The organism is Streptomyces sp. NPDC037301 (assembly GCF_055602785.1).
On the sequence record NZ_JBVJWD010000062.1, the window covers coordinates 1 to 17,401 of the forward strand.

22 protein-coding genes and 6 pseudogenes are annotated in these 17,401 nt (G+C 68.9%); 17 read left to right on the forward strand and 11 right to left on the reverse strand.

Going from position 1 to position 17,401, the window contains the following annotated elements:
• Positions 1 to 132, forward strand: a pseudogene (locus ACZ7IB_RS43060) (IS5-like element ISMt1 family transposase); the annotation flags it as partial.
• 19 nt (positions 133 to 151) lie between these two features.
• On the opposite strand, the pseudogene ACZ7IB_RS43065 reads toward ACZ7IB_RS43060, so the two are convergent.
• Positions 152 to 1,433, reverse strand: a pseudogene (locus ACZ7IB_RS43065) (amidohydrolase family protein).
• Positions 1,434 to 1,808: 375 nt separating this feature from the next.
• On the opposite strand from ACZ7IB_RS43065, the gene ACZ7IB_RS43070 reads away from it, so the two are divergent.
• The 3 genes from ACZ7IB_RS43070 (at position 1,809) to ACZ7IB_RS43080 (ending at position 3,148) form a co-directional block, all read left to right on the forward strand.
• Positions 1,809 to 2,306, forward strand: a complete 498-nt coding sequence (locus tag ACZ7IB_RS43070) for a nucleoside deaminase (protein ID WP_470920365.1) — start codon at positions 1,809 to 1,811, stop codon at positions 2,304 to 2,306.
• Positions 2,307 to 2,657: 351 nt separating this feature from the next.
• On the forward strand, positions 2,658 to 2,834 hold the full coding sequence (locus tag ACZ7IB_RS43075; RefSeq protein WP_470920367.1) for a hypothetical protein: 177 nt from the start codon (positions 2,658 to 2,660) through the stop codon (positions 2,832 to 2,834).
• A 50-nt stretch (positions 2,835 to 2,884) separates the two neighbouring features.
• Positions 2,885 to 3,148 carry a hypothetical protein gene (locus ACZ7IB_RS43080; RefSeq protein ID WP_470920368.1) on the forward strand — a complete coding sequence of 88 codons (264 nt, stop codon included), beginning with the start codon at positions 2,885 to 2,887 and terminating at the stop codon, positions 3,146 to 3,148.
• Here ACZ7IB_RS43080 and ACZ7IB_RS43085 read toward each other — a convergent pair.
• A complete protein-coding gene (locus ACZ7IB_RS43085) occupies positions 3,126 to 3,647 on the reverse strand; it encodes a hypothetical protein (protein WP_470920369.1) in 522 nt (173 codons plus the stop codon). The two genes, ACZ7IB_RS43080 and ACZ7IB_RS43085, sit on opposite strands and share 23 nt — an antisense overlap.
• Position 3,648: 1 nt before the next feature.
• On the opposite strand from ACZ7IB_RS43085, the gene ACZ7IB_RS43090 reads away from it, so the two are divergent.
• From ACZ7IB_RS43090 to ACZ7IB_RS43120, 7 genes and pseudogenes are all read left to right on the forward strand, one after another.
• Entirely contained in the window at positions 3,649 to 3,924 is a 276-nt protein-coding gene (locus ACZ7IB_RS43090) for a hypothetical protein (RefSeq protein ID WP_470920371.1), read from the forward strand.
• A gap of 363 nt (positions 3,925 to 4,287) precedes the next feature.
• A pseudogene (locus tag ACZ7IB_RS43095) lies at positions 4,288 to 4,428 on the forward strand (AAA family ATPase); the annotation flags it as partial.
• A gap of 149 nt (positions 4,429 to 4,577) precedes the next feature.
• Positions 4,578 to 4,904: a PadR family transcriptional regulator gene (locus ACZ7IB_RS43100; protein WP_363177326.1), complete on the forward strand. Its 327-nt coding sequence runs from the start codon at positions 4,578 to 4,580 to the stop codon at positions 4,902 to 4,904.
• On the forward strand, positions 4,901 to 5,257 hold the full coding sequence (locus tag ACZ7IB_RS43105; RefSeq protein WP_470920372.1) for a DUF1048 domain-containing protein: 357 nt from the start codon (positions 4,901 to 4,903) through the stop codon (positions 5,255 to 5,257). The genes ACZ7IB_RS43100 and ACZ7IB_RS43105 overlap by 4 nt, the downstream gene beginning before the upstream one ends.
• 1 nt (position 5,258) lies before the next feature.
• Positions 5,259 to 5,585 carry a DUF1048 domain-containing protein gene (locus tag ACZ7IB_RS43110; protein ID WP_470920373.1) on the forward strand — a complete coding sequence of 109 codons (327 nt, stop codon included), beginning with the start codon at positions 5,259 to 5,261 and terminating at the stop codon, positions 5,583 to 5,585.
• Positions 5,586 to 5,867: 282 nt separating this feature from the next.
• Complete coding sequence (locus ACZ7IB_RS43115) at positions 5,868 to 6,869, forward strand: ATP-binding cassette domain-containing protein (RefSeq protein WP_470920374.1); 1,002 nt, start codon at positions 5,868 to 5,870, stop codon at positions 6,867 to 6,869.
• Positions 6,866 to 7,657 (forward strand): ABC transporter permease, encoded by a 792-nt coding sequence (locus ACZ7IB_RS43120; protein ID WP_470920376.1) that lies wholly within the window; start codon positions 6,866 to 6,868, stop codon positions 7,655 to 7,657. The genes ACZ7IB_RS43115 and ACZ7IB_RS43120 overlap by 4 nt, the downstream gene beginning before the upstream one ends.
• Here ACZ7IB_RS43120 and ACZ7IB_RS43125 read toward each other — a convergent pair.
• Positions 7,638 to 8,198 (reverse strand): hypothetical protein, encoded by a 561-nt coding sequence (locus tag ACZ7IB_RS43125; protein ID WP_470920377.1) that lies wholly within the window; start codon positions 8,196 to 8,198, stop codon positions 7,638 to 7,640. The genes ACZ7IB_RS43120 and ACZ7IB_RS43125 overlap by 20 nt on opposite strands.
• A complete protein-coding gene (locus ACZ7IB_RS43130; protein WP_470920378.1) occupies positions 8,195 to 8,866 on the reverse strand; it encodes a hypothetical protein in 672 nt (223 codons plus the stop codon). The genes ACZ7IB_RS43125 and ACZ7IB_RS43130 overlap by 4 nt, the downstream gene beginning before the upstream one ends.
• A 129-nt stretch (positions 8,867 to 8,995) precedes the next feature.
• Here ACZ7IB_RS43130 and ACZ7IB_RS43135 point away from each other — a divergent pair, with 129 nt between their 5' ends.
• Entirely contained in the window at positions 8,996 to 9,679 is a 684-nt protein-coding gene (locus ACZ7IB_RS43135; RefSeq protein WP_470920380.1) for a maleylpyruvate isomerase N-terminal domain-containing protein, read from the forward strand.
• A gap of 112 nt (positions 9,680 to 9,791) precedes the next feature.
• Here the strand turns inward: ACZ7IB_RS43135 and ACZ7IB_RS43140 are convergent, their stop codons facing one another.
• Positions 9,792 to 9,959 carry a hypothetical protein gene (locus ACZ7IB_RS43140; protein WP_470920382.1) on the reverse strand — a complete coding sequence of 56 codons (168 nt, stop codon included), beginning with the start codon at positions 9,957 to 9,959 and terminating at the stop codon, positions 9,792 to 9,794.
• A gap of 128 nt (positions 9,960 to 10,087) precedes the next feature.
• A pseudogene (locus tag ACZ7IB_RS43145) lies at positions 10,088 to 10,630 on the reverse strand (transposase); the annotation flags it as partial.
• A 70-nt stretch (positions 10,631 to 10,700) separates the two neighbouring features.
• On the opposite strand from ACZ7IB_RS43145, the pseudogene ACZ7IB_RS43150 reads away from it, so the two are divergent.
• Positions 10,701 to 10,988, forward strand: a pseudogene (locus ACZ7IB_RS43150) (alpha/beta hydrolase); the annotation flags it as partial.
• 129 nt (positions 10,989 to 11,117) lie between these two features.
• On the opposite strand, the gene ACZ7IB_RS43155 reads toward ACZ7IB_RS43150, so the two are convergent.
• Positions 11,118 to 11,435, reverse strand: a complete 318-nt coding sequence (locus ACZ7IB_RS43155) for an antibiotic biosynthesis monooxygenase family protein (protein WP_470920384.1) — start codon at positions 11,433 to 11,435, stop codon at positions 11,118 to 11,120.
• A 626-nt stretch (positions 11,436 to 12,061) separates the two neighbouring features.
• On the opposite strand from ACZ7IB_RS43155, the gene ACZ7IB_RS43160 reads away from it, so the two are divergent.
• Both ACZ7IB_RS43160 and ACZ7IB_RS43165 read left to right on the forward strand, forming a co-directional pair.
• Entirely contained in the window at positions 12,062 to 12,196 is a 135-nt protein-coding gene (locus ACZ7IB_RS43160) for a hypothetical protein (protein ID WP_470920385.1), read from the forward strand.
• Positions 12,193 to 13,413, forward strand: a complete 1,221-nt coding sequence (locus ACZ7IB_RS43165; RefSeq protein WP_470920387.1) for a cysteine desulfurase-like protein — start codon at positions 12,193 to 12,195, stop codon at positions 13,411 to 13,413. The genes ACZ7IB_RS43160 and ACZ7IB_RS43165 overlap by 4 nt, the downstream gene beginning before the upstream one ends.
• A gap of 281 nt (positions 13,414 to 13,694) precedes the next feature.
• Here ACZ7IB_RS43165 and ACZ7IB_RS43170 read toward each other — a convergent pair whose 3' ends face one another.
• Complete coding sequence (locus tag ACZ7IB_RS43170) at positions 13,695 to 13,877, reverse strand: DUF6480 family protein (protein ID WP_093896711.1); 183 nt, start codon at positions 13,875 to 13,877, stop codon at positions 13,695 to 13,697.
• Positions 13,878 to 14,244: 367 nt separating this feature from the next.
• Positions 14,245 to 14,535 carry an acyl-CoA-like ligand-binding transcription factor gene (locus ACZ7IB_RS43175; protein WP_470920389.1) on the reverse strand — a complete coding sequence of 97 codons (291 nt, stop codon included), beginning with the start codon at positions 14,533 to 14,535 and terminating at the stop codon, positions 14,245 to 14,247.
• Between the two features lie 572 nt (positions 14,536 to 15,107).
• On the opposite strand from ACZ7IB_RS43175, the pseudogene ACZ7IB_RS43180 reads away from it, so the two are divergent.
• Positions 15,108 to 15,380, forward strand: a pseudogene (locus ACZ7IB_RS43180) (transposase); the annotation flags it as partial.
• Positions 15,381 to 15,531: 151 nt separating this feature from the next.
• Complete coding sequence (locus ACZ7IB_RS43185; protein ID WP_470920390.1) at positions 15,532 to 16,050, forward strand: DUF1203 domain-containing protein; 519 nt, start codon at positions 15,532 to 15,534, stop codon at positions 16,048 to 16,050.
• A gap of 70 nt (positions 16,051 to 16,120) precedes the next feature.
• Here ACZ7IB_RS43185 and ACZ7IB_RS43190 read toward each other — a convergent pair whose 3' ends face one another.
• Together ACZ7IB_RS43190 and ACZ7IB_RS43195 are read right to left on the reverse strand one after the other, a co-directional pair.
• Complete coding sequence (locus tag ACZ7IB_RS43190; RefSeq protein ID WP_470920391.1) at positions 16,121 to 16,255, reverse strand: hypothetical protein; 135 nt, start codon at positions 16,253 to 16,255, stop codon at positions 16,121 to 16,123.
• Between the two features lie 452 nt (positions 16,256 to 16,707).
• Positions 16,708 to 17,325 (reverse strand): hypothetical protein, encoded by a 618-nt coding sequence (locus ACZ7IB_RS43195; RefSeq protein WP_470920392.1) that lies wholly within the window; start codon positions 17,323 to 17,325, stop codon positions 16,708 to 16,710.
• Positions 17,326 to 17,401 lie beyond the last annotated feature (76 nt).

The window sequence follows — 17,401 nt, forward strand, 5'->3', positions numbered from 1 at the left end:
CTGATCAACAAGCTGAAGGCCTGGCGTGGCATCGCCACCCGATACGACAAGACCCCGGACAGCTACCTTGCCGGCCTCCACCTGCGCGCCTCGATGATCTGGATCAAAGACCTCACCCCGACCATCCGGTGATCACGACTCGATACACGCCCTAGAGCACCCTGCCCGCGCGCACCACGCCCAGGGGTGTCTTGAGCACGGACACGTCGGCGAGCGGGTCGCCGTCCACCAGGATCAGATCTCCTGAGAAACCGTGCGTGAGGCGGCCCGCCGCCTCCTGGAGGCCGAGGAGCCGGGCTGCTCCGGTCGTGGCGGTGCGGATCGCGTCCAGCGCCGAAAGGCCTGCCTCATGCATCAACTCCACCTCGCGTCCGATGGGTTCGATCTCACCGCCGGAGGAGTCGGTGCCCGCCGCCAGCGGGACGCCCAGCAGGTGCGCCGCCCTCACCGCCTTCTTCAGAATGGGCAGGTAGGTGCGTCCGCGTTCGGCGAGTACCGGGTTCGGCAAGTCGGCGAGCCCGGCAATGGCGGTCAATGTCGGCGTGAAGCAGGTACCTCTGCGCCGCATGTCGTGCAGCGTCCGCTCGCTCACGAACACCCCGTGTTCCAGGGAGCGGACGCCTGCCCGGACCGCGTCGTCGCAGCCACGCTCGCTGTAGCTGTGGCACAGCACGCCCTTGCCGCCACACCGCGCCGCCCGCACGACCTCGGAGAGTTGCTCGTGCGAGTAGACCTGCGCCAGTGGGTCCTGCTCCGGCAGGCCGGCGCGCTCGTTGACCCGTGTCTTGATCACGTCGGCGCCGCGGGCGAGATTGACCCCGACGACGCGGCGCAGTGCCTCGGCGGAACGCACCCCGTCCTTCAGGCGTGCCAGCGGCGTGAGGTCAGGGTCGGCCAGGAGGATGTCGCCCAGATCGGGCGTGACGAACACGCCCGCGGCCGGCAGCCGAGGAGCCAGGTCCGGGGCCTGGCGGGCCAACTCCCTCACGGCAAGATCCTGGTAGAAGTTCGTGGAACCGCTGCGAGCGCTGGTGGCACCCTTGCGGACCGCTTCACACGCCTCGGCGGCGGTGTCGAGGTGGATGGTGCGCGTCCACGAGGCCCGGCAGCACCCAGCGGCCGTGCGCGTCGAGGCGGGGCACGTCGTCGGGGACCTCGACCCGCGCTCGCGCCCCGGCCGCGCGTACCCGGCCGTCACGTATCACGACGACCGCGTCCTCTGCGACCTCACCGGTCGCCGGATCGAGCAGTGTGCCGCCCTCGACGACCAGGTCACCCTCAGACGCGTCCGTCCTCCCCGGAGCGCGCACGTGCGCCGTCGCGGACGGCGCTGCCGACAGGGCCGCGGCGGTACCCGCCAGAGCGGCGGCCCTGGCGAGGACGCCGCGACGGGTGACACGCCCAGGCGGGGGCGGGGCGGAATCGACACACATGGCGGGCTCCTCGACGCTCGATGCCCAATGAGAGATAATCGGTATACCAAATATGGACAGGGAACAAGGCCTCGCGTATTTATCGCCTGTAAATGCTCGACACACAGCAGTTCAGCACCACTTGCCGCGCATCTTTTGGTATACAGATTCGCGATGAGCACTGCTCAACATGTACCGCAGCCCGGGTGCAGGAACGCTCGAACGCCACCGCCGAGGGGCCGCTGCCGAACTGCGGACGCCGCGCGACGACAGACGCCGCCGACAGCTGCGATGGCTGACATCTCTTGGACGCCTCGGGCCACGGCCTGGCACGGTGGGTGCCGTGGGATCTCCCCCTGACGGCGAGAGTGATCCCGTACACGTAAGGAGCGAGTCTTGTCATCTGCCGAACTGACCGGCGTGGAGCACCAGCACCTGGAGCGGGCCGTCCAGCTGGCGGCCGAGGCACTGCGGGCCGGGGACCAGCCGTTCGGCTCCGTCCTGGTGAGTGCCGATGGCCACATCCTCGCCGAAGACCGCAACCGCGTGCGCAGTTTCGGCGACAGCACGCGGCATCCGGAGTTCGAACTGGCCCGCTGGGCCGCCGTGCACCTCACGGCGGCCCAGCGGGCCGCGGCCACCGTCTTCACCTCCGGGGAGCACTGCCCCATGTGCTCGGCCGCACACGGCTGGGTCGGCCTCGGCCGCATCGTCTACGCCCACTCCGCGGCCCAGTTGACACAGTGGCTGACCGAGCTGGGCGTACCGTCATCACCGGTGCGTTCCTTGGCAGTACAGGACGTGGCACCCGGGCTCGTGATCCAGGGACCTGTCCCGGCTCTGGCCGACCGGCTGCGGGAAATGCACCGCGCTTTTCACCTGCCGCCCCGCTGAGAGGGCTGTCCAGATCCAGGCCGCAGCGGACGCGACCGGCTTGGACCGACCGGCAAACGGGGGGGGTGGGAGAAGGAGCGGGGCTGGGTGCGTGCAGCTGCAAGGCGGAGGAGGGAGGCAACGCGATGGGGTCTCCCCTGCTCGAGCGAAGCCGAGAGCTCGGGGAAGTTGTCGACCGACGACAACGCCGGAGGGGGTCCCCCCTGGCCCTTAAGGCCTTGGGGGAGTGCGTGCCCAGCCCCGCGACGCCGCCCCCCATTTGCCGATCGGTCTAAATCGACTGGGATGTCCCGGTCGGCTCCACCACCATCGCGCGTCCGGGCAGCGGGCGGACTGCACCCAGTCCAGACGGTGCCGAAGAGGATTCGCATACCGCGGCTCGGGCCGGGCAGGCCGCGCAAGAAGCCCGGCAGCCTCGCCGTCGGCAAGGCGTACAGCAACACCTCAGCAGCCGTGGTCATCCGGCTCCGCAAGGCGGCCGACATCTCGTGCAAGGCCACGCCTGTGGGGCCGAAGCTGAGGCAGTAGATGTCGGACGCGTCGCCGGTCTGTTCAGCACACCGCTTCGCCTCGGCGATGTGGGCGTCGACCGCGGTCTGCTGATCGGCGCGGGCGGCGATGACGGACGCCCCGAGGTGGAGCTGCCCGGTAACGGCGACGGCCTCGGCCGCTCGATCACCTCGATCTCCAAGCTGCTGGGCGCCGTCCACCGAAGTTCGACCCGCAGGACTACCAGGCTCGGATCGCGGTCGAGCGCGGCATCAACCGCCTCAAAAGGCACCGCGCCGTGGCCAGGAGGTACGACGAGCTCGCCGTCCGCTACGAAGCGACAGTCCTCGTAGCAGCCATCAACAAGTGGCTGTGCCCAGCACATTCAATACACCTGGGACACGCGCCGCCGACGCCGGTACAGGGCCACCGGGGCCGCGACCCACAGGACAGGGTCCCGGTAGGGCCTGTAGGGCCGGGCGGGCGGGCGGGCGACGCATCGTGCGGGATGACAGCGGTGTCGTTTCCGGGGGTGCGGTCGAAGGGGTTGTACGTGCGGATGGTGCCCCGCGCGCCGGGGACCTGCCGGTCGATGCGGATGTGGAAGTCGATGGTGGTCGTGCCCCCTTCATGCCGCACCTCGAAGAAGTCGTCGTAACCGATGTCGCAGACGAACGCCCCGCCGGGCTTCTCCGGTCGTTTGCACGCCCACTTGCCGCCCGATTCCTCGAAGGTGAACGGGATGGAGGTGACGGTGGTCCCCTCCGGCGGGACCACCTCGAAGCCGCCCAGTGCCTCGGAGTCGATCAGCCGGCCGGGTCCGTGGTCGCGCAGCCCGAGCCGCACCTTCACCGTGTCGCCGACGGCCCCGGACGGCTACCGTCACCGGCTCGTAGTCGGCCTGCGCGGTGGTCTCGACGCGGATGTCGCTGCTGCCGCTCGTAAGGCCGCGGTTGGCCGTCCTGGTCAGGGTCAGCGGGGTGCCCGTGCCGCGCGCAGTGAGGTCGTCCGGTTTCTGGGGGTCGGACGACCAGCTGTAGGACAGGGTGCCCGTCAACTTCCCGGGTTCGGCCTTCTCGCCGCCCTGGCCCTGCTCGCGCTGGCCGCTGCCATCGGCATCGTGCTGTGACCCGGCGACAGCAATGACCGCCCGTACCCGCATCGACCGCGTCCACGCGTCGGCCGGGATCGCCTCCCTGGCCCTCCAACAGATCCAGGACGACCTCACTGCCGACGACGTCGACCAGGTGGAACCCGCCGCGATCCTGCGCGAGCTCATCGAAGACACCGACCCGCCGGGCGGCTTCATCCCGTCGCTCGCGCAGCTGGTCACCGTCACCGCGCAGCGAGCCGAGCAGATCGAGCCCGACCGCGACGGCGACGCCTCGTGCCCGCTGCACGAGGCCGCCGCACTCGTCACCGACAACGCCGGGATGCGCCTGGTCCGGGCAGCCCGCGCCTTCGACCCACAAGGAGGCTCCGAACGACCGCGTTGCTCGACCTCGAACTCGCGAAGAACGCGCTGGTGGTGCTCATCGGGCCCTCCGGGGCCGGGAAGTCGACGCTGGCCGGCACATGGCCCGCGTCCCAGGTCCTCTCGCTCGATGCCCTGCGCGGTGCGGTGAGCGACGATTTCTCTGTCAAGTTCAGCGTGTTGGGGTAGGGGAAGGCGCCAAGCCTGCAGAAGGCAAGACTGCCGCGCTGACATCCCCCACTACTCGGTGGTACCGTATAGTGGTACTCGGTACTACGCAGTACCGCTAGGGCCGAGGAGGACTCGCGATGGACGACCTGACGGAGATGCTGAAGGGCACGCTCGAAGGGTGCGTACTCGAAATCATCGGCAGCGAGGAAACCTACGGGTACGCCATCACCCGCCAGCTGAACGAGCTCGGCTTCGCCGACGTCGTCGAGGGGACGGTGTACACCATCTTGCTGCGACTGGAGAGGAACAAACTCGTCCAGGTGACGAAACGACCATCCGAGGTCGGTCCGCCGCGCAAGTTCTACGCGCTCAACGACGCCGGGCGCGAGGAGCTCGCGAAGTTCTGGACGAAATGGCAGTACGTCTCATCACGCATCGACAGGCTCAAGGAGGGCGGGAGATGAACTTCTGGGAGACCATCACAGGCAGCGATCTCACCCGGGAATGGAAGGCGTTCGAAGCCCGGGCCGAGGCCCTGCCAGACGACTACCGGGCGGCGTGGGAACAGATCAAGGGCCACCTCTTTCCGCATGGGGGCTTCACTGGTCGCAACCTGATGCCGATCCTCGACGCCGCCTTGGGGCTGCTCGAAGAAACAGCGGCGGACGGGCAGCGCGTCCACGAGGTGCTCGGCGACGACATCCGAGGCTTTTGCGCGGCTCTGGCCGGTGGAGAAGGGGCCCGAACCTATCGCGACCGGTGGCGCGAGCAGTTGAACAGGAACGTCGCGAGGAAATTGAGCCGGCTGGGAGGCTGACGTGGGCATCCAGGACATCATCGAGGGCAAGAAGCAGTGGCGGGCGCACATGGCTCGGGTCAAGGCGCTCCCGCCGGACTACCAGATCGTCTACAAGGAGATGCAGAGGTACCTGTTCAAGGTCGGACCGATCGACCTTCCTGACGGGCCCCTGCTCCCCGGGATCGTCGACTTCTTCGAGGAGGGCGCCGCCGCGGGCAAGGGGGTCTTGCAACTCATCGGCAACGACGTCGCCGCGTTCTGCGACGACCTGGTCAAGGACTCACGCACCTATGCGGACGCCTACCAGGAGTCCATCAGCAGGGAACCCGGCACGGCCGAGAAGTAAGCCCGCACACGCGGTTCGTTCGCCTCGGCGCAGCGCGAACAGGCGCGGGCCGACCGGCCACCGGAAGCCGCCGCAGATCCTGTCCACCGAGGTGGTCGAGCAGGCTGGCGATACCTGGCTCAGTCCTGCCCATACCCCGGCGAGCAGGTCTCCGGCGGCGGGCTGCTCGACACCATTCCCCCAAGACGACACGACTGACGTGTAGCACGGACAGTCACTCAATCCGGGTTCCGAAACAGCTTCCACTCCCCCTGCGTCTCCAGCCTCCGAAAGGAAGCCACCATGGCTTCATCTGTCATGCCCACATCCAGACAAGGTGACGGTCATCCGTCGCCGACCGCCGTCTCCGCCGTCGGGCTACGCAAGTCATACGGCGAAAAGATCGTCCTCGACGGTATCGATCTGCACATCCCGGCCGGTTCTGTGTTCGCGCTGCTCGGCCCGAACGGCGCCGGCAAGACCACCGCCGTGAAGATCCTGTCCACGCTCATCACCGCCGACGCCGGTGACCTGCACGTCGGCGGGCACGACCTGGCCGCCGACCCACAGGCGGTCCGTGCCGCGATCGGTGTCACCGGGCAGTTCTCCGCCGTCGACGGCCTGATCACCGGCAAGGAGAACATCCTCCTCATGGCGGACCTGCACCACCTGTCCAAGAGCGAGGGGCGGCGGGTCTGCGTTGAACTCCTGGAGCGCTTCGACCTGGTGGAGGCCGCGAAGAAGCCCGCCTCGACCTACTCCGGCGGCATGAAGCGCCGCCTCGACCTCGCGATGACGCTGGTCGGCAGCCCGCGGATCATCTTCCTCGACGAGCCGACGACAGGTCTCGACCCGCGCTCCCGCCACAACATGTGGGGCATCATCCGCGGCCTCGTCTCCGACGGCGTGACCGTCTTCCTCACCACCCAGCACCTGGAGGAGGCCGACGAACTCGCGGACCGCATCGCTGTGTTGAATGACGGCAAGATCGCCGCCGAGGGCACCGCCGAGGAGCTCAAGCGACTCATCCCGGGCGGGCACATCCGGCTTCGGTTCACCGACCCGGTCACGTACCAGTCCGCCGCTGACGCCCTGCGCGAGGTCACCCGGGACGACGAGGCACTGTCGCTGTCCATCCCCAGCGACGGCAGTCAGCGCGAACTGCGATCCCTTCTCGACTGGCTCGACTCCGCCGGCATCGAGGCAGACGAACTGACTGTCCATACCCCCGACCTCGACGACGTGTTCTTCGCCCTGACCGGCCCAGCCAATGTTCCCAACCAGCCGAAGGAGAACGTCCGATGAGCTCCCTCTCTTTCGCTGTACGTGACTCGAACACGATGCTGCGCCGCAACCTGCTGCACGCGCGGCGCTACCCGTCAGGGACCCTGAACCTGCTGCTCACGCCGATCATGATGCTGTTGCTCTTCGTCTACATCTTCGGCGACGTGATGAGCGCGGGCATCGGCGGCGGCGGCGCCGACCGCTCCGACTACATCGCCTACATCGTCCCGGGTTTGCTGCTGATGACCATCGGCAGCACCGTGATCGGGGCCGCGGTGTACGTCTCCATGGATATGACCGAGGGCCTCATCGCCCGCTTCCGCACGATGGCGGTCTACCGCCCTTCGGTACTCATCGGGCACGTTGTCGGTGGCGTGCTGCAATCCGTCATGAGCGTGGTCCTCGTCGGCGCCGTCGGCGTGGCCATCGGCTTCCGCTCCACGGACGCAACCGTCCTGGAGTGGCTGGCAGCATTCGGGCTCATCGTGCTCTTCGCCCTGGCGCTGACCTGGATCGCGGTCGGCATGGGACTGGCCAGCCCGAACCCCGAGGCGGCCAGCAACATGGCCATGCCGCTGATCCTCCTTCCCCTCATCTCCAGCGCCTTCATCCCGGCCGACACCATGCCCGGCTGGTTCCAGCCGATCGCCGAGTACCAGCCCTTCACCCCCGCCATCGAAACCCTCCGCGGCCTCCTCCTCGGCACCGAGATCGGCAACAACGGCTGGATCGCGATCGCCTGGTGCGTCGGCCTGATCGCGCTCGGCTACCGCTGGTCGACGGCGCAGTTCAACCGCGACCCGAAGTAACCGAGACGACCGCGCCGGCCACCTCCCGCAACTCATCCCGCCCCGTCCGCGTGCAGATCTGCACCCGTATGCCCGGCCGGTGGCGGGGCTGATCGCCACAGCCCTTGGCGGGCTGGCTCTGGCCCGATCCCGCCACACCGCACTGATCCACATCGATTCGCAGTCGACCAGCCGCGGCGAGCACCGGCTCTGGCAGCCTGCTGTTTTCCAGTTGGGACAGATGAAGCGCTCCGACGAGTGCTTCGACGTCTGCTTCCAGTTGCCGGATCTGAACTGCATCCGCGGCGCGGAGTTCCTTGAGTTTCGTGATCTGCCTTCGGAGCCGCTTCTCGTGGTCCGGGGTCTGGCCCCGTGCACGGACTCTGTCGTAGAACTCGTTTCTGAGGTCGGGGTGTCGCTGGGTGAGGGCATTGCGCGGGACACCGGCTTCGACGGCCAGAGCGACGATGGTCCAGGCTCCATCAGAGCGGGCGGGGGCGTCGCTGAAGATCCGGTCCATGGCTGCGCGAATACGTGCGCGTTCGTCGGTAGCCGGGCTCATGAGGCGCCCTCGCAGCCGGTGACGCGGTCACGGTTGTGGGCGTCGGCCTGAGAACGCAAGCGTGCGGAACTCCTGTACAGCCGCTCGGCAAGAGGCCCCGGTAACGCCTCGGAGTCTGCTTGACGCTCCAGCAGGGCCGCACGTTGCCGAAGTTGCTGTGCGTGGTGATCGGTGCGGGCGATGTTCGCGCAGGAGGGCTGACAGCGGTGAAGGCTCGGGCTGTCGGCGGTGTCCGCGCGGTGGCACAATGCTCGGTCGCGGTTGTAGACGCACATCAGCAGGGAGTTCGGGTTGTCGTAGACGGCCAGAGCGGGGTTGTCGAGGATGTCGCGGGCCTGTCGCGGTGTGCGGATGGAGCCGGCGAAGGCCGGTGCCTGGGCTGCGGCCTGGATGGCCCGGCGCGCGGCCGGTCCGGAAATCCCCGTGCCTGCCGCGAGGTCCTGGTGGAGGGTGGTGAGGGTGTCGGCGGTGGCGCGGGCCGTCTCGAGGTCGAGGAGTTCGTGGATACCGTCGCGGCTGCGCGAGGCGTAGCCGGCACTGACCGCGGTCCGCAGGTGGCCGTACTGGATCGCGAGTGCGACGAGCCCCCCGGGCCGGCGGGCGATGTGCCAGGCGAGGGTGCGGCTTGTGTCCGCAGAAGCCGTGTGCGGTGGTGTCCGTGTTGCCATTGAGCAGGTGCTCCCTTCGGGAGCGGGTTCGCGACGCTCATGGTCGGCGGTGTTGCGTTTCCATCGTCTCGCAGTGATGCAGATCACTCCCTGGTTTGCTGGGTGGAAGCCGTTGGTAGCTTGATCACCATGGATCAGGGCCGGGTGCTGGAAGCGTTTCGCCTCGAAGCCGGGGAGCTCTCCCGGGCGGTTGCAGGTCTGTCGGAGGCGGAGTGGGATCTTCCGACACGGTGTGAACCATGGTCCGTGCGAGAGCTGTTGGGGCATGTCCGAGTGGTGATCGCATGGTTGCCGGGCATGCTGGATGCTCCGTCGCCGGACAAGGCTGAGGTGTCCGCGGTGGAGTACTACCGGCCCGACGACCGTTTCGCCCCGCAGACGAACACGGCCCGCATTGCCTTGGCCCAAGACCACGTGGCCGGGCAGGCCAGCGGTGCCGCGCTCGCCGACGACTTCGCCGCGACCTGGCAGCGGGTGGACCGGCTGTGCCGCGCCGAGCCCGAGGGCCGCGTCGTGCGTACTCGTCACGGGGATGCGATGTTCCTGACGCAGTTCCTGGTCACCCGGGTGGTCGAGGTCGCCATCCATGGCCTGGATCTGGCCGAAGCACTGGGGTGCGAGCCGTGGCTGAACCCCCAGGCCGCAGAAGTCGTTCTGGAGCTGCTGCTCGGCCCGGACCAGATGACCGCGACGCTCGAACTCAATTGGGACCAGCCCAAGTTCCTGCGCAAGGTCACCGGGCGCGAGCCGCTCGACGCGGCGGAGACCGCGCAGGTCGAACGGCTCGGCATTCGATGGCTCACGCTGGGCTGACGCCGCGACCACGGACCCGCAATCAACTGCACGACCCGATGACAGCCGTCCTGGCGGAGGGAAGCCGGGCGACGCGACTCGCTCCGTCGGCAGCAGCGCGAAGCCGGACGATCTACTCATATTGGGCTGCGAGCCGGGCCTGGGCCTGGGTGCGGAAGTCGGTGAGCTCCTCGAGTGTTTGCTCCGACTGGGCCAGCCGTTCCCGGAGCTTGGTGTTCTCTGCCTTGAGCCTGGCGATCTGGGCCTCGCGAGGATCGGGGATCTCGCCGGTCTCTCGCATGGCTTGTAGGCGTCGTTCGAACTCGGCGCGGAGGTGAGCATAGGGGCGGGTGCCGTAGAACGCGGTGCGGTCGACTGCGGCCTCGCTGGCGAGGGTTTTGACGTCGCACTTTCCGCCAGGCAGGATCTCTCGCGCCAGGCCGGTGCGGGCGTGGTGAGACGGCGGGTCATGTTTGCGGTGGAGGCCCAGTAGACGCGCGAGGCGGAGCTGTCGGGGCGGTGGTCGTATTCGCGGGCCAGTCGCCGGTGCAGCATCAACGTGCCGTTGACCTGCTCGACCACCCACCTCTTGGGCTGTGGGACGAAGCCCTTGCCCTGGTCGTCCGGGTTGCGGCGAACGACCTCGACCGTGATGTCCAGCAGTGCACCGTGGATGACGACCTCGTCCTTGAAGCCCTGGTCCACCAGGACTTTCTCCAGGCGCATCCCGCACCGCCCGGCCGCCTGGTCGAGCAGGGCCGTGCCGGCGGTGTTGTCGTGTGCGGAGGCGGCCGGCACGACGACACCGATGATCAGCCCCAGGACGTCGACGGCCAGTCCCCGCTTGCGGCCCGGCGTCCTCTTGTTCGCGTCCAGTCCCGTCGTGGTCTTCGGGACACCTGCGGCCGCACGCACGGACTGGGTGTCGATGACCACCAGGGACGGGTCCTCTAATCGGCGGGCCTTCTCCCTCCGAGCGTCGCCGGGCGGCGGCTGTCAGAGGCGGATGCGGCAGACGCGCCTGGCGTCTTCGTGTTCGGCGGCGCTGCGCTGCGCGTTCGCGTACTACCGGGCCCCGCCCGAGACCGCGACGCAGATCGAGCAGGCCGTCGCCGCCACACGGCTGACGGTACCCACGATGGCCTTCGGCTCGCACCCCGTCGGCACGGCGCTGGAACGTCGGCTCCGTCCGATCGCTGACGACCTCACCGGACAGCTCATTGAAGACTGCTGCCACATCATCGCCCCGCACCGCCCCGACGCCCTTCTCATTCTCCTCCGCCCTTTCCTGGCCGGTCACCAGGCGGAGCTCACGTCTGCGTGCAGGTGACCGGCCTATGGTCTGACCAGGCGCAGGACGGTGGGGCGGGTATGGCCAGTAGCTGGTCCGAGCTGGGGTCGAGCATGATCGGGGCCGTACTCCGGTCCGCGGAATCTGCGGGACGGAACCATCGACTTCCTAATTGCCTTTTGGCGCCGCTTGCTGCACCACCTCGAAGGACCACAGCGTCGACCCACTCGCGGCAGGCTTCGGTCGATCGCCGCCTCCTTGATGCGCCTCCTTCATTGGGCCCTCCATCCACGCCTGGAAGGACTCCTCGTCGCGCCAACGCGTGTACACCAGGTAGTTGTCAGTGCCTTCAACAGGGCGGAGGAGTTCGAACCATTCGAAGCCGTCCGAGTTCTCGACCGCGTGGGCGCGGGAGGCGAAGCGCTTCTCCAGGGCCTCGCGCTGTTCGGCGGGGACAGTGAGTACGTTGATCTTGACGACGCTCATGACTCCATCCTGCCCCACGGATGGACGGCAACGGTGGACCGGCGTAGCGGTACATCGGAGCACCTGTCACGGGCACGAGCATCAGACCGGGTGAGCAGGTTGGTTCGACAGCTCTGCCGAAGGCGCCCAATGAGCTGAGCGGTGTGAAGGAGCACTGACCTTCGGTCGGCCGCAAGTCACGCCCGGAAGCTGACTTCAGGTCCGAAAACGCGACGGAGGGGGTGGTGGCGCGGCCCGCGGGTCGCGCCACCACCCGCCTTCCGCGTGGAATCGTCACCAGGAGATCGGGGCGCTCCGGGAAGGAATCCGGCGTTCGCCCGTCTCCGCACGCTCGACCCCACCGGTGCGGTGGTCACCTGGCTGGAGTCCCATGTACGGCTGGGGTGTACGGCAAGTCGCAGCTCCTGCACGCCGCGTCCCGGACGAACCACAGCATCTGACGCTCCAGCTCCACGGCAGGACCACCACTCCCCGGAAGGATTCCCGGCACACCGGGAAGCACCCACCGTCGCGCCGGTCTGCTCGACATGCCCCGGCCCGACACCATCTCGCCCGACCGAACCGGCCTGGGCTGACACCACCCGGCCCGGCCACGGCTCCACTGAGGCGACCCGACCCGACCCGCCGTGCCCGGATCCGGCGCGGTCTTCGGCGGCGGCGAGCCCGTCGCGCCCGCATACGGCAACCCCGCGCTCGGCAGGGCTCCCGGTCTCCGTACTGTGGCGCTCACGTCGTTCTCTCGCTTCCAGGAGTACGCATGACCTTCGACGTCAACGCCGTCCGTGCCCAAATCCCCGCCCTCAAGGCCGGCTCCGCCCGCTTTGACGCCCCCGGCGGCACCCAGACACCGCAACCGGTGATCGACGCCATCGCGGACTCGCTGGCCAACCCGCTCGCCAACCGGGGGCTCACCACCGAGGGCGAGCGCAACGCGGAGGCGGTCGTGACCCGCGCCCGCCGAGCGCTGGCCGACCTGCTGGGCGCCGATCCGCGGGGCATTGTGTTCGGCCGCAGCTCCACCCAGCTCGCCTACGACCTGTCCCGCGCCGTGGCAAAGAACTGGGGCCCGGGCGACGAGGTGGTCGTCAGCCGCCTCGACCACGACTCCAACATCCGGCCCTGGATCCAGGCGGCCGAGGCCGTGGGCGCCACAGTCCGATGGGCGGAGTTCGACCCGGCCACGGGTGAGCTGGCGACCGATGACATCGCCGCCGTACTCTCCGCACGCACCCGCCTGGTCGCCGTCACCGCGGCGTCCAACCTCATCGGTACCCGCCCCGACATTCCCGCCTTCGCCGACCTGGTGCACCGGGCAGGGGCCCTGCTGCATGTCGACGCGGTGCACTACGCCTCGCACGCCGCCGTCGACCTGCCCGGCCTCGGCGCCGACTTCCTGGTCTGCTCGCCGTACAAATTCCTCGGTCCGCATCTGGGCGTGCTGGCGAGCCGTCCCGAGCTGCTGGAGACGCTGCAGCCGGACAAGTTGCTGCCCTCCACCGACGCCGTTCCCGAGCGCTTCGAACTGGGCACTCTGCCGTACGAACTCCTGGCCGGGGCCGGCGCGGCAGTGGACTTTCTCGCCTCACTGGCTCCCAGGGCCGACGGCACCCGGCGGGAACAGCTGCTCGCCGCCTTCGTGGCGATCGAGGCCCATGAGGATGCCCTGCGGGCTCGTATCGAACAGGGACTGGCCGGCCTTGGGGGCATCACCGTGCATTCCCGGGCCACGCACCGTACCCCCACCCTGCTGCTGACCCTGGCCGGCCGCAGCACCACCGCCGCCTCGCAGTACTTGGCTGAGCGGGGCGTCGATGCCCCGGCCGGGTCCTTCTACGCACTGGAGGCATCCCGCCGGCTCGGACTCGGCGACGAAGGCGGACTGCGGATCGGCCTGGCCCCCTACAGCAACGACGAGGACGTCGACCGCCTGCTGGAGGCCCTCGCCGGCTTTCTCGGCACCACGCCCGCTGTCGGCTGACCCGGCCACGCCCGTGGACACCCGCCCCCTCCGTATGCGACCGGTGCGGGCCCTCAGGGCCCGCACCGGCCCCGCCCGCGACCTGCTGCCGGGACCGGCTCTCCGCGTACGTTCAGACCGCCAGGATTCCGGTGCACGACACAGGCCTTGGACTCTCGTCCGGTATTCCTGATGAAACAAGCCGCCGCACGCCCTGGGCAGCCGGCCCGACCTGGAACCAGCGGCCCGTCCTCGGGGAGGTCCAGGCGGATGCCCAGGTCGCCGGCCGTCGCCGGGGGTAGTCATCCGTAGCCGAAGATCCTCGCGATGAAGAATGCGGCAAAGATGACCGATCCCAGCAGAACGAGTCCTGCCCATAGGGCGGGGTGTTCCCAAATGCCTCCGTCCGCGCGTTCCTGGTGGGCTTCACTGATGGAGCCCTCGGCAGGTGGTGTCTCCCCTGGGGGATTCAGTGTTATAGCCACACGTTTATTGTCTCTCGGCCGCATCCCGTTCGCATTGCGCACAGGACTGCGGTCCTCCTTCCACGAGCGGCCGGAGGCATGGCTCCGCAGCGGCGGTCACCGCGTCGGCCGGGTCCTTGAGTGCGGCAGGAGTGCGCGAGCGCAGCCACCACTACGCCATCGGGAAGCGGCGCCGGGCCACCACTGGGGCCCGCTCACCCCGCCTCCTCGAGTCCGGCCCGGCAGCGGACGCGGGGACGGCCGCCGGGTTCAGCACGCTCACAGACATGTGCCCGGCGGTGTACGTGATCAGTCCTTGCGGGCGTTGTCCCAGATCCCCGTGGACGTCCGGCACCGACCGTCCATGGTTGCCCTCGGCGGCGGGGCGTCACCGGTGGTGGCGGGGAGGTTGAGACGGCTCCAAGGACAGCCCATTGCGGACCATGTCGAATGCCCTGCTGAGCACCGTGACGGCGTCGTCGCCGGAGTCGGGCCCCCAGCAAGCGACGGCTGCCTGCTGGGCGGCGAAGGCGACCGCCGCGGTGGTGCGGACGTAGAGGCCGCCCTCCGGCAGGCCGGTGCGTGCCGCCACCGCGGCGATGACCGCGTCCTCTACCGCTCGGTTCGTCTGGACGATGCGTGGAAGCAATTGGTGCTGCATCAGGCGCAGCAGGCTCATTAGCACCGTTGGGTCAGGGGAGATCCGAACAGCGGCTCGCCGCTCGCGGTGAGGAAGGCCAGGCGGCTGGAGAAGTCGACGTCGTCGTGGCGGATGGGCCTGATCCCGGCCGGTACCACCACCCGGTCCCGGGCGCCGCAGACGCCTTCGGGTCCTTTTTGGCGCGGAGGGCCTCCGTTGCCATGCCGGAGCGTACCGAGTGGTCGGTGAACAGGACGGTGATCAGGGCCCGGGCGCCGGCATCGGTGATGTCTCCGGCGCGCTGCGCTGTGAGGCCTTGAGGCTGCACTGCTCCGGTGTGGTGGATGCGGCGGAACGTGTGCCGGTCCGGGTCGGCGACTTGCGACATCCCGGCCCAGGCGCGCCATACTCGTACGGGGCAGGTTTCCGGGTTCGCGCCGTACCGGACCGGCACCGTGCGGGGGCTGATCTTGGAGACCCGGACATCGACCAACAGGCCACTGCCGTCGGGGCCTTCGGTCGGCGCACTGCCTCCCGGACAAGCCCGCTCTGGCCAGGACGGTGAGCGCGGCAGTCTTGGCGGTGTGGGTCACTGCCTGGGGATCGGCCGCCCGACGCCCCGCGACTCCGGCAAGATCAACGGAAACCTCCGCCGCCCTGAGCGATACAACCGACGACTGCAGCGCGTCTTCTATACGTCTGCGTTGATGAGCAGCCGCTACTCCGACGAGTCTCGCCGCGTTTACGATCGCGAGCGCGCTGAGGGCAAGTAACACACCCAAGCAGTCATGGCTCTGGCACGACGACGCGTCAACGTCCTATGGGCCCTCCTGCGCGACCAACGTAGCTACCGAGCAACGCCGCCCGTCACGCTCACGGCTTGACAAAGCCATTAGGAATCCACGGCATCGTCACCGTCGCAGCCATCCGGCTCTGGCTCCGTTCGTGACCTGCCGCATACACCGCAACGATGCCGCAGACCTTCGCGTCTGAATCCCGCCAGCGCGCCAAGGACCAGCCGCCGACACTGGCCCCATGACCGCGTACACGCCTCTCCCCATCCCTCCCGCCGCACTGAAGGAACTCCGCGACAACGATGACGCCGGGCGGCCGCTGCGGCCGTACACCGCGCGCGAGGACGGCGTTCCCCTCGATTGCGTGGGGAGCCCGCTGCGCTGCTGCCTGCGGGCCATCGAGCCCGGCGAGCGGGTCGCCCTCGTCTCATACGCGCCACTGCGCCGCTGGGCTACGGCAACTGGGGCCGACCCCGGAGCCTACGACGAAGCGGGGCCGGTATTCATCCATGCCGACGAATGCGGAGAGCCACGGGGAGCCCAGGGCTACCCCTTCGCGCGACCGGGGGCACTGCGCACCATCCGTCGCTACAACGCCGAGGGACACATCGTCGGGGGCCTCTTCTTCGAGATCCCGGACAACGCCGAGGCCGGGTTCGACCGGGTCTTCGGGGAAGCGTTCGCTGAGCCGGAGGTGGCACTGGTGCACGTGCGGGCCCTGGAGTACGGCTGCTTCCAGTTCGAGGTAAGGCGACCGTAGGCGACGCCCTGCGGACGGCCGCCCACAGGACTCACGGCCATCGTCAATTCCGCCAGTACCAACACGTTGTTCAGCCTGAACCGCCGGACTGGCTGACGGTCTCGGCGTTGCGGATCGTGCTCATCGCGGGGCGCTTTCTCGGCGCGGCGGGGGTGCCATTCCCCGCCGCCAACGGCCGGAGCAGCGTGACGGCTGCTCCGGCCACAGCCGTCAGAGTTCTTCGAGGCTGGTCAGCAGCGCCAGCAGCTTGTCCTTGCCGAGCGGCAGCGTGTCGCCCCCGGCGTCCGCACCGCCAACTCCCACTCTCCGGCGGCCGGGCGGCCGGGCGGCCGGACTTGCTCTGCTCCGGTGCCGTTCAACATCGTTGCCGGAACAGTCGATACGGTAGTGGGGACGGGCCCGGAGTCAGTTCGAGTGACTCCGGGCCCGTTGGGTGTGAGGGGTCGGGCTGCCCAGCCGACGGAGGAGACGTGGGTGTCCGCGTCCCAGTCGGTCCGAGGCCGCCGCTGATGATGTCGTCCCAGACGGCTTCGAGTTCTCGTTTGTCGCCGTCGATCCAGGCGTCGACGGCGCGGTCCCACACGCCGCGGACGCTGATGCTGCGGGTTTCCAGATCGCGCTGGTGGCGGCACCCGACGCGGGATAGGTCGGCGGGCGTTACTCGCTCAGCCCCACGACACCCCAGCCCCGCCGGGTGGCCTCGGTCAAAACACGCCCCCAGTCCTCCAGCAGGTCGGTGAACGCGTCGAAGTGCCCGACCCGCGCACCGGGTACGGCTGCGTGCTCGGTGAAGGCCCCGCGCAACCCGCCGAGCCGGGGCCGTAGCTGTTCCCAGGTCGCGGCCAGCGCCCGCACGCTGTCAGGGGACCGCGCGAGCAGCACGCCGTAGAAGAGGGCGGGGTCGTCGGTGAAGAAGCCCGGGTCCGTGTGCGGTGCCTCACCGTCCTCCCCATCCCAGATCAGCCCGCACAGCAAGGTGTCCAGCCCGGTCCGGAGCTCCGGGTCGGCATGGTCGCGGACCCGTTCCCAGCGGTGCCCTGCCCAGAAGTGCGCCTTGAACGAGCCGCAGGTGCCACGGAACTCGTAGATGTCGAAGAACGCGCCGTCGGGTCCTCCCGGCCGCCCCCATTCGCCCTCTACGGCGGACTCTTCGCGGCACCACAGTCCTGTCTCCTCGGCATACCAGGCATCCCTCAGCCGTGCCAGCCGCTCCCGGGGAGGTACCTCGCCCAGCCATGACCAGTCGGCGATCACCACGCTGATGTCCAGTCCCATGGGAGTGAGCGTACTGACCGCCGCCCGCGTTCGCCGCCGCGGCGATGCTGCTGACCCGCCAAGAGCGGGACCGCAG

Coding starts and splice junctions, on each gene's coding strand:
- ACZ7IB_RS43100 (WP_363177326.1), top strand. CDS start 4,578: ATGGACGACCTGACGGAGATGCTGAAGGGCACGCTCGAAGGGTGCGTA.
- ACZ7IB_RS43130 (WP_470920378.1), bottom strand. CDS start 8,866: ATGGCAACACGGACACCACCGCACACGGCTTCTGCGGACACAAGCCGC.
- ACZ7IB_RS43155 (WP_470920384.1), bottom strand. CDS start 11,435: ATGAGCGTCGTCAAGATCAACGTACTCACTGTCCCCGCCGAACAGCGC.
- ACZ7IB_RS43195 (WP_470920392.1), bottom strand. CDS start 17,325: ATGGGACTGGACATCAGCGTGGTGATCGCCGACTGGTCATGGCTGGGC.
- ACZ7IB_RS43125 (WP_470920377.1), bottom strand. CDS start 8,198: ATGAGCCCGGCTACCGACGAACGCGCACGTATTCGCGCAGCCATGGAC.
- ACZ7IB_RS43135 (WP_470920380.1), top strand. CDS start 8,996: ATGGATCAGGGCCGGGTGCTGGAAGCGTTTCGCCTCGAAGCCGGGGAG.
- ACZ7IB_RS43120 (WP_470920376.1), top strand. CDS start 6,866: ATGAGCTCCCTCTCTTTCGCTGTACGTGACTCGAACACGATGCTGCGC.
- ACZ7IB_RS43185 (WP_470920390.1), top strand. CDS start 15,532: ATGACCGCGTACACGCCTCTCCCCATCCCTCCCGCCGCACTGAAGGAA.
- ACZ7IB_RS43165 (WP_470920387.1), top strand. CDS start 12,193: ATGACCTTCGACGTCAACGCCGTCCGTGCCCAAATCCCCGCCCTCAAG.
- ACZ7IB_RS43115 (WP_470920374.1), top strand. CDS start 5,868: ATGGCTTCATCTGTCATGCCCACATCCAGACAAGGTGACGGTCATCCG.
- ACZ7IB_RS43175 (WP_470920389.1), bottom strand. CDS start 14,535: ATGAGCCTGCTGCGCCTGATGCAGCACCAATTGCTTCCACGCATCGTC.
- ACZ7IB_RS43105 (WP_470920372.1), top strand. CDS start 4,901: ATGAACTTCTGGGAGACCATCACAGGCAGCGATCTCACCCGGGAATGG.
- ACZ7IB_RS43140 (WP_470920382.1), bottom strand. CDS start 9,959: ATGCGAGAGACCGGCGAGATCCCCGATCCTCGCGAGGCCCAGATCGCC.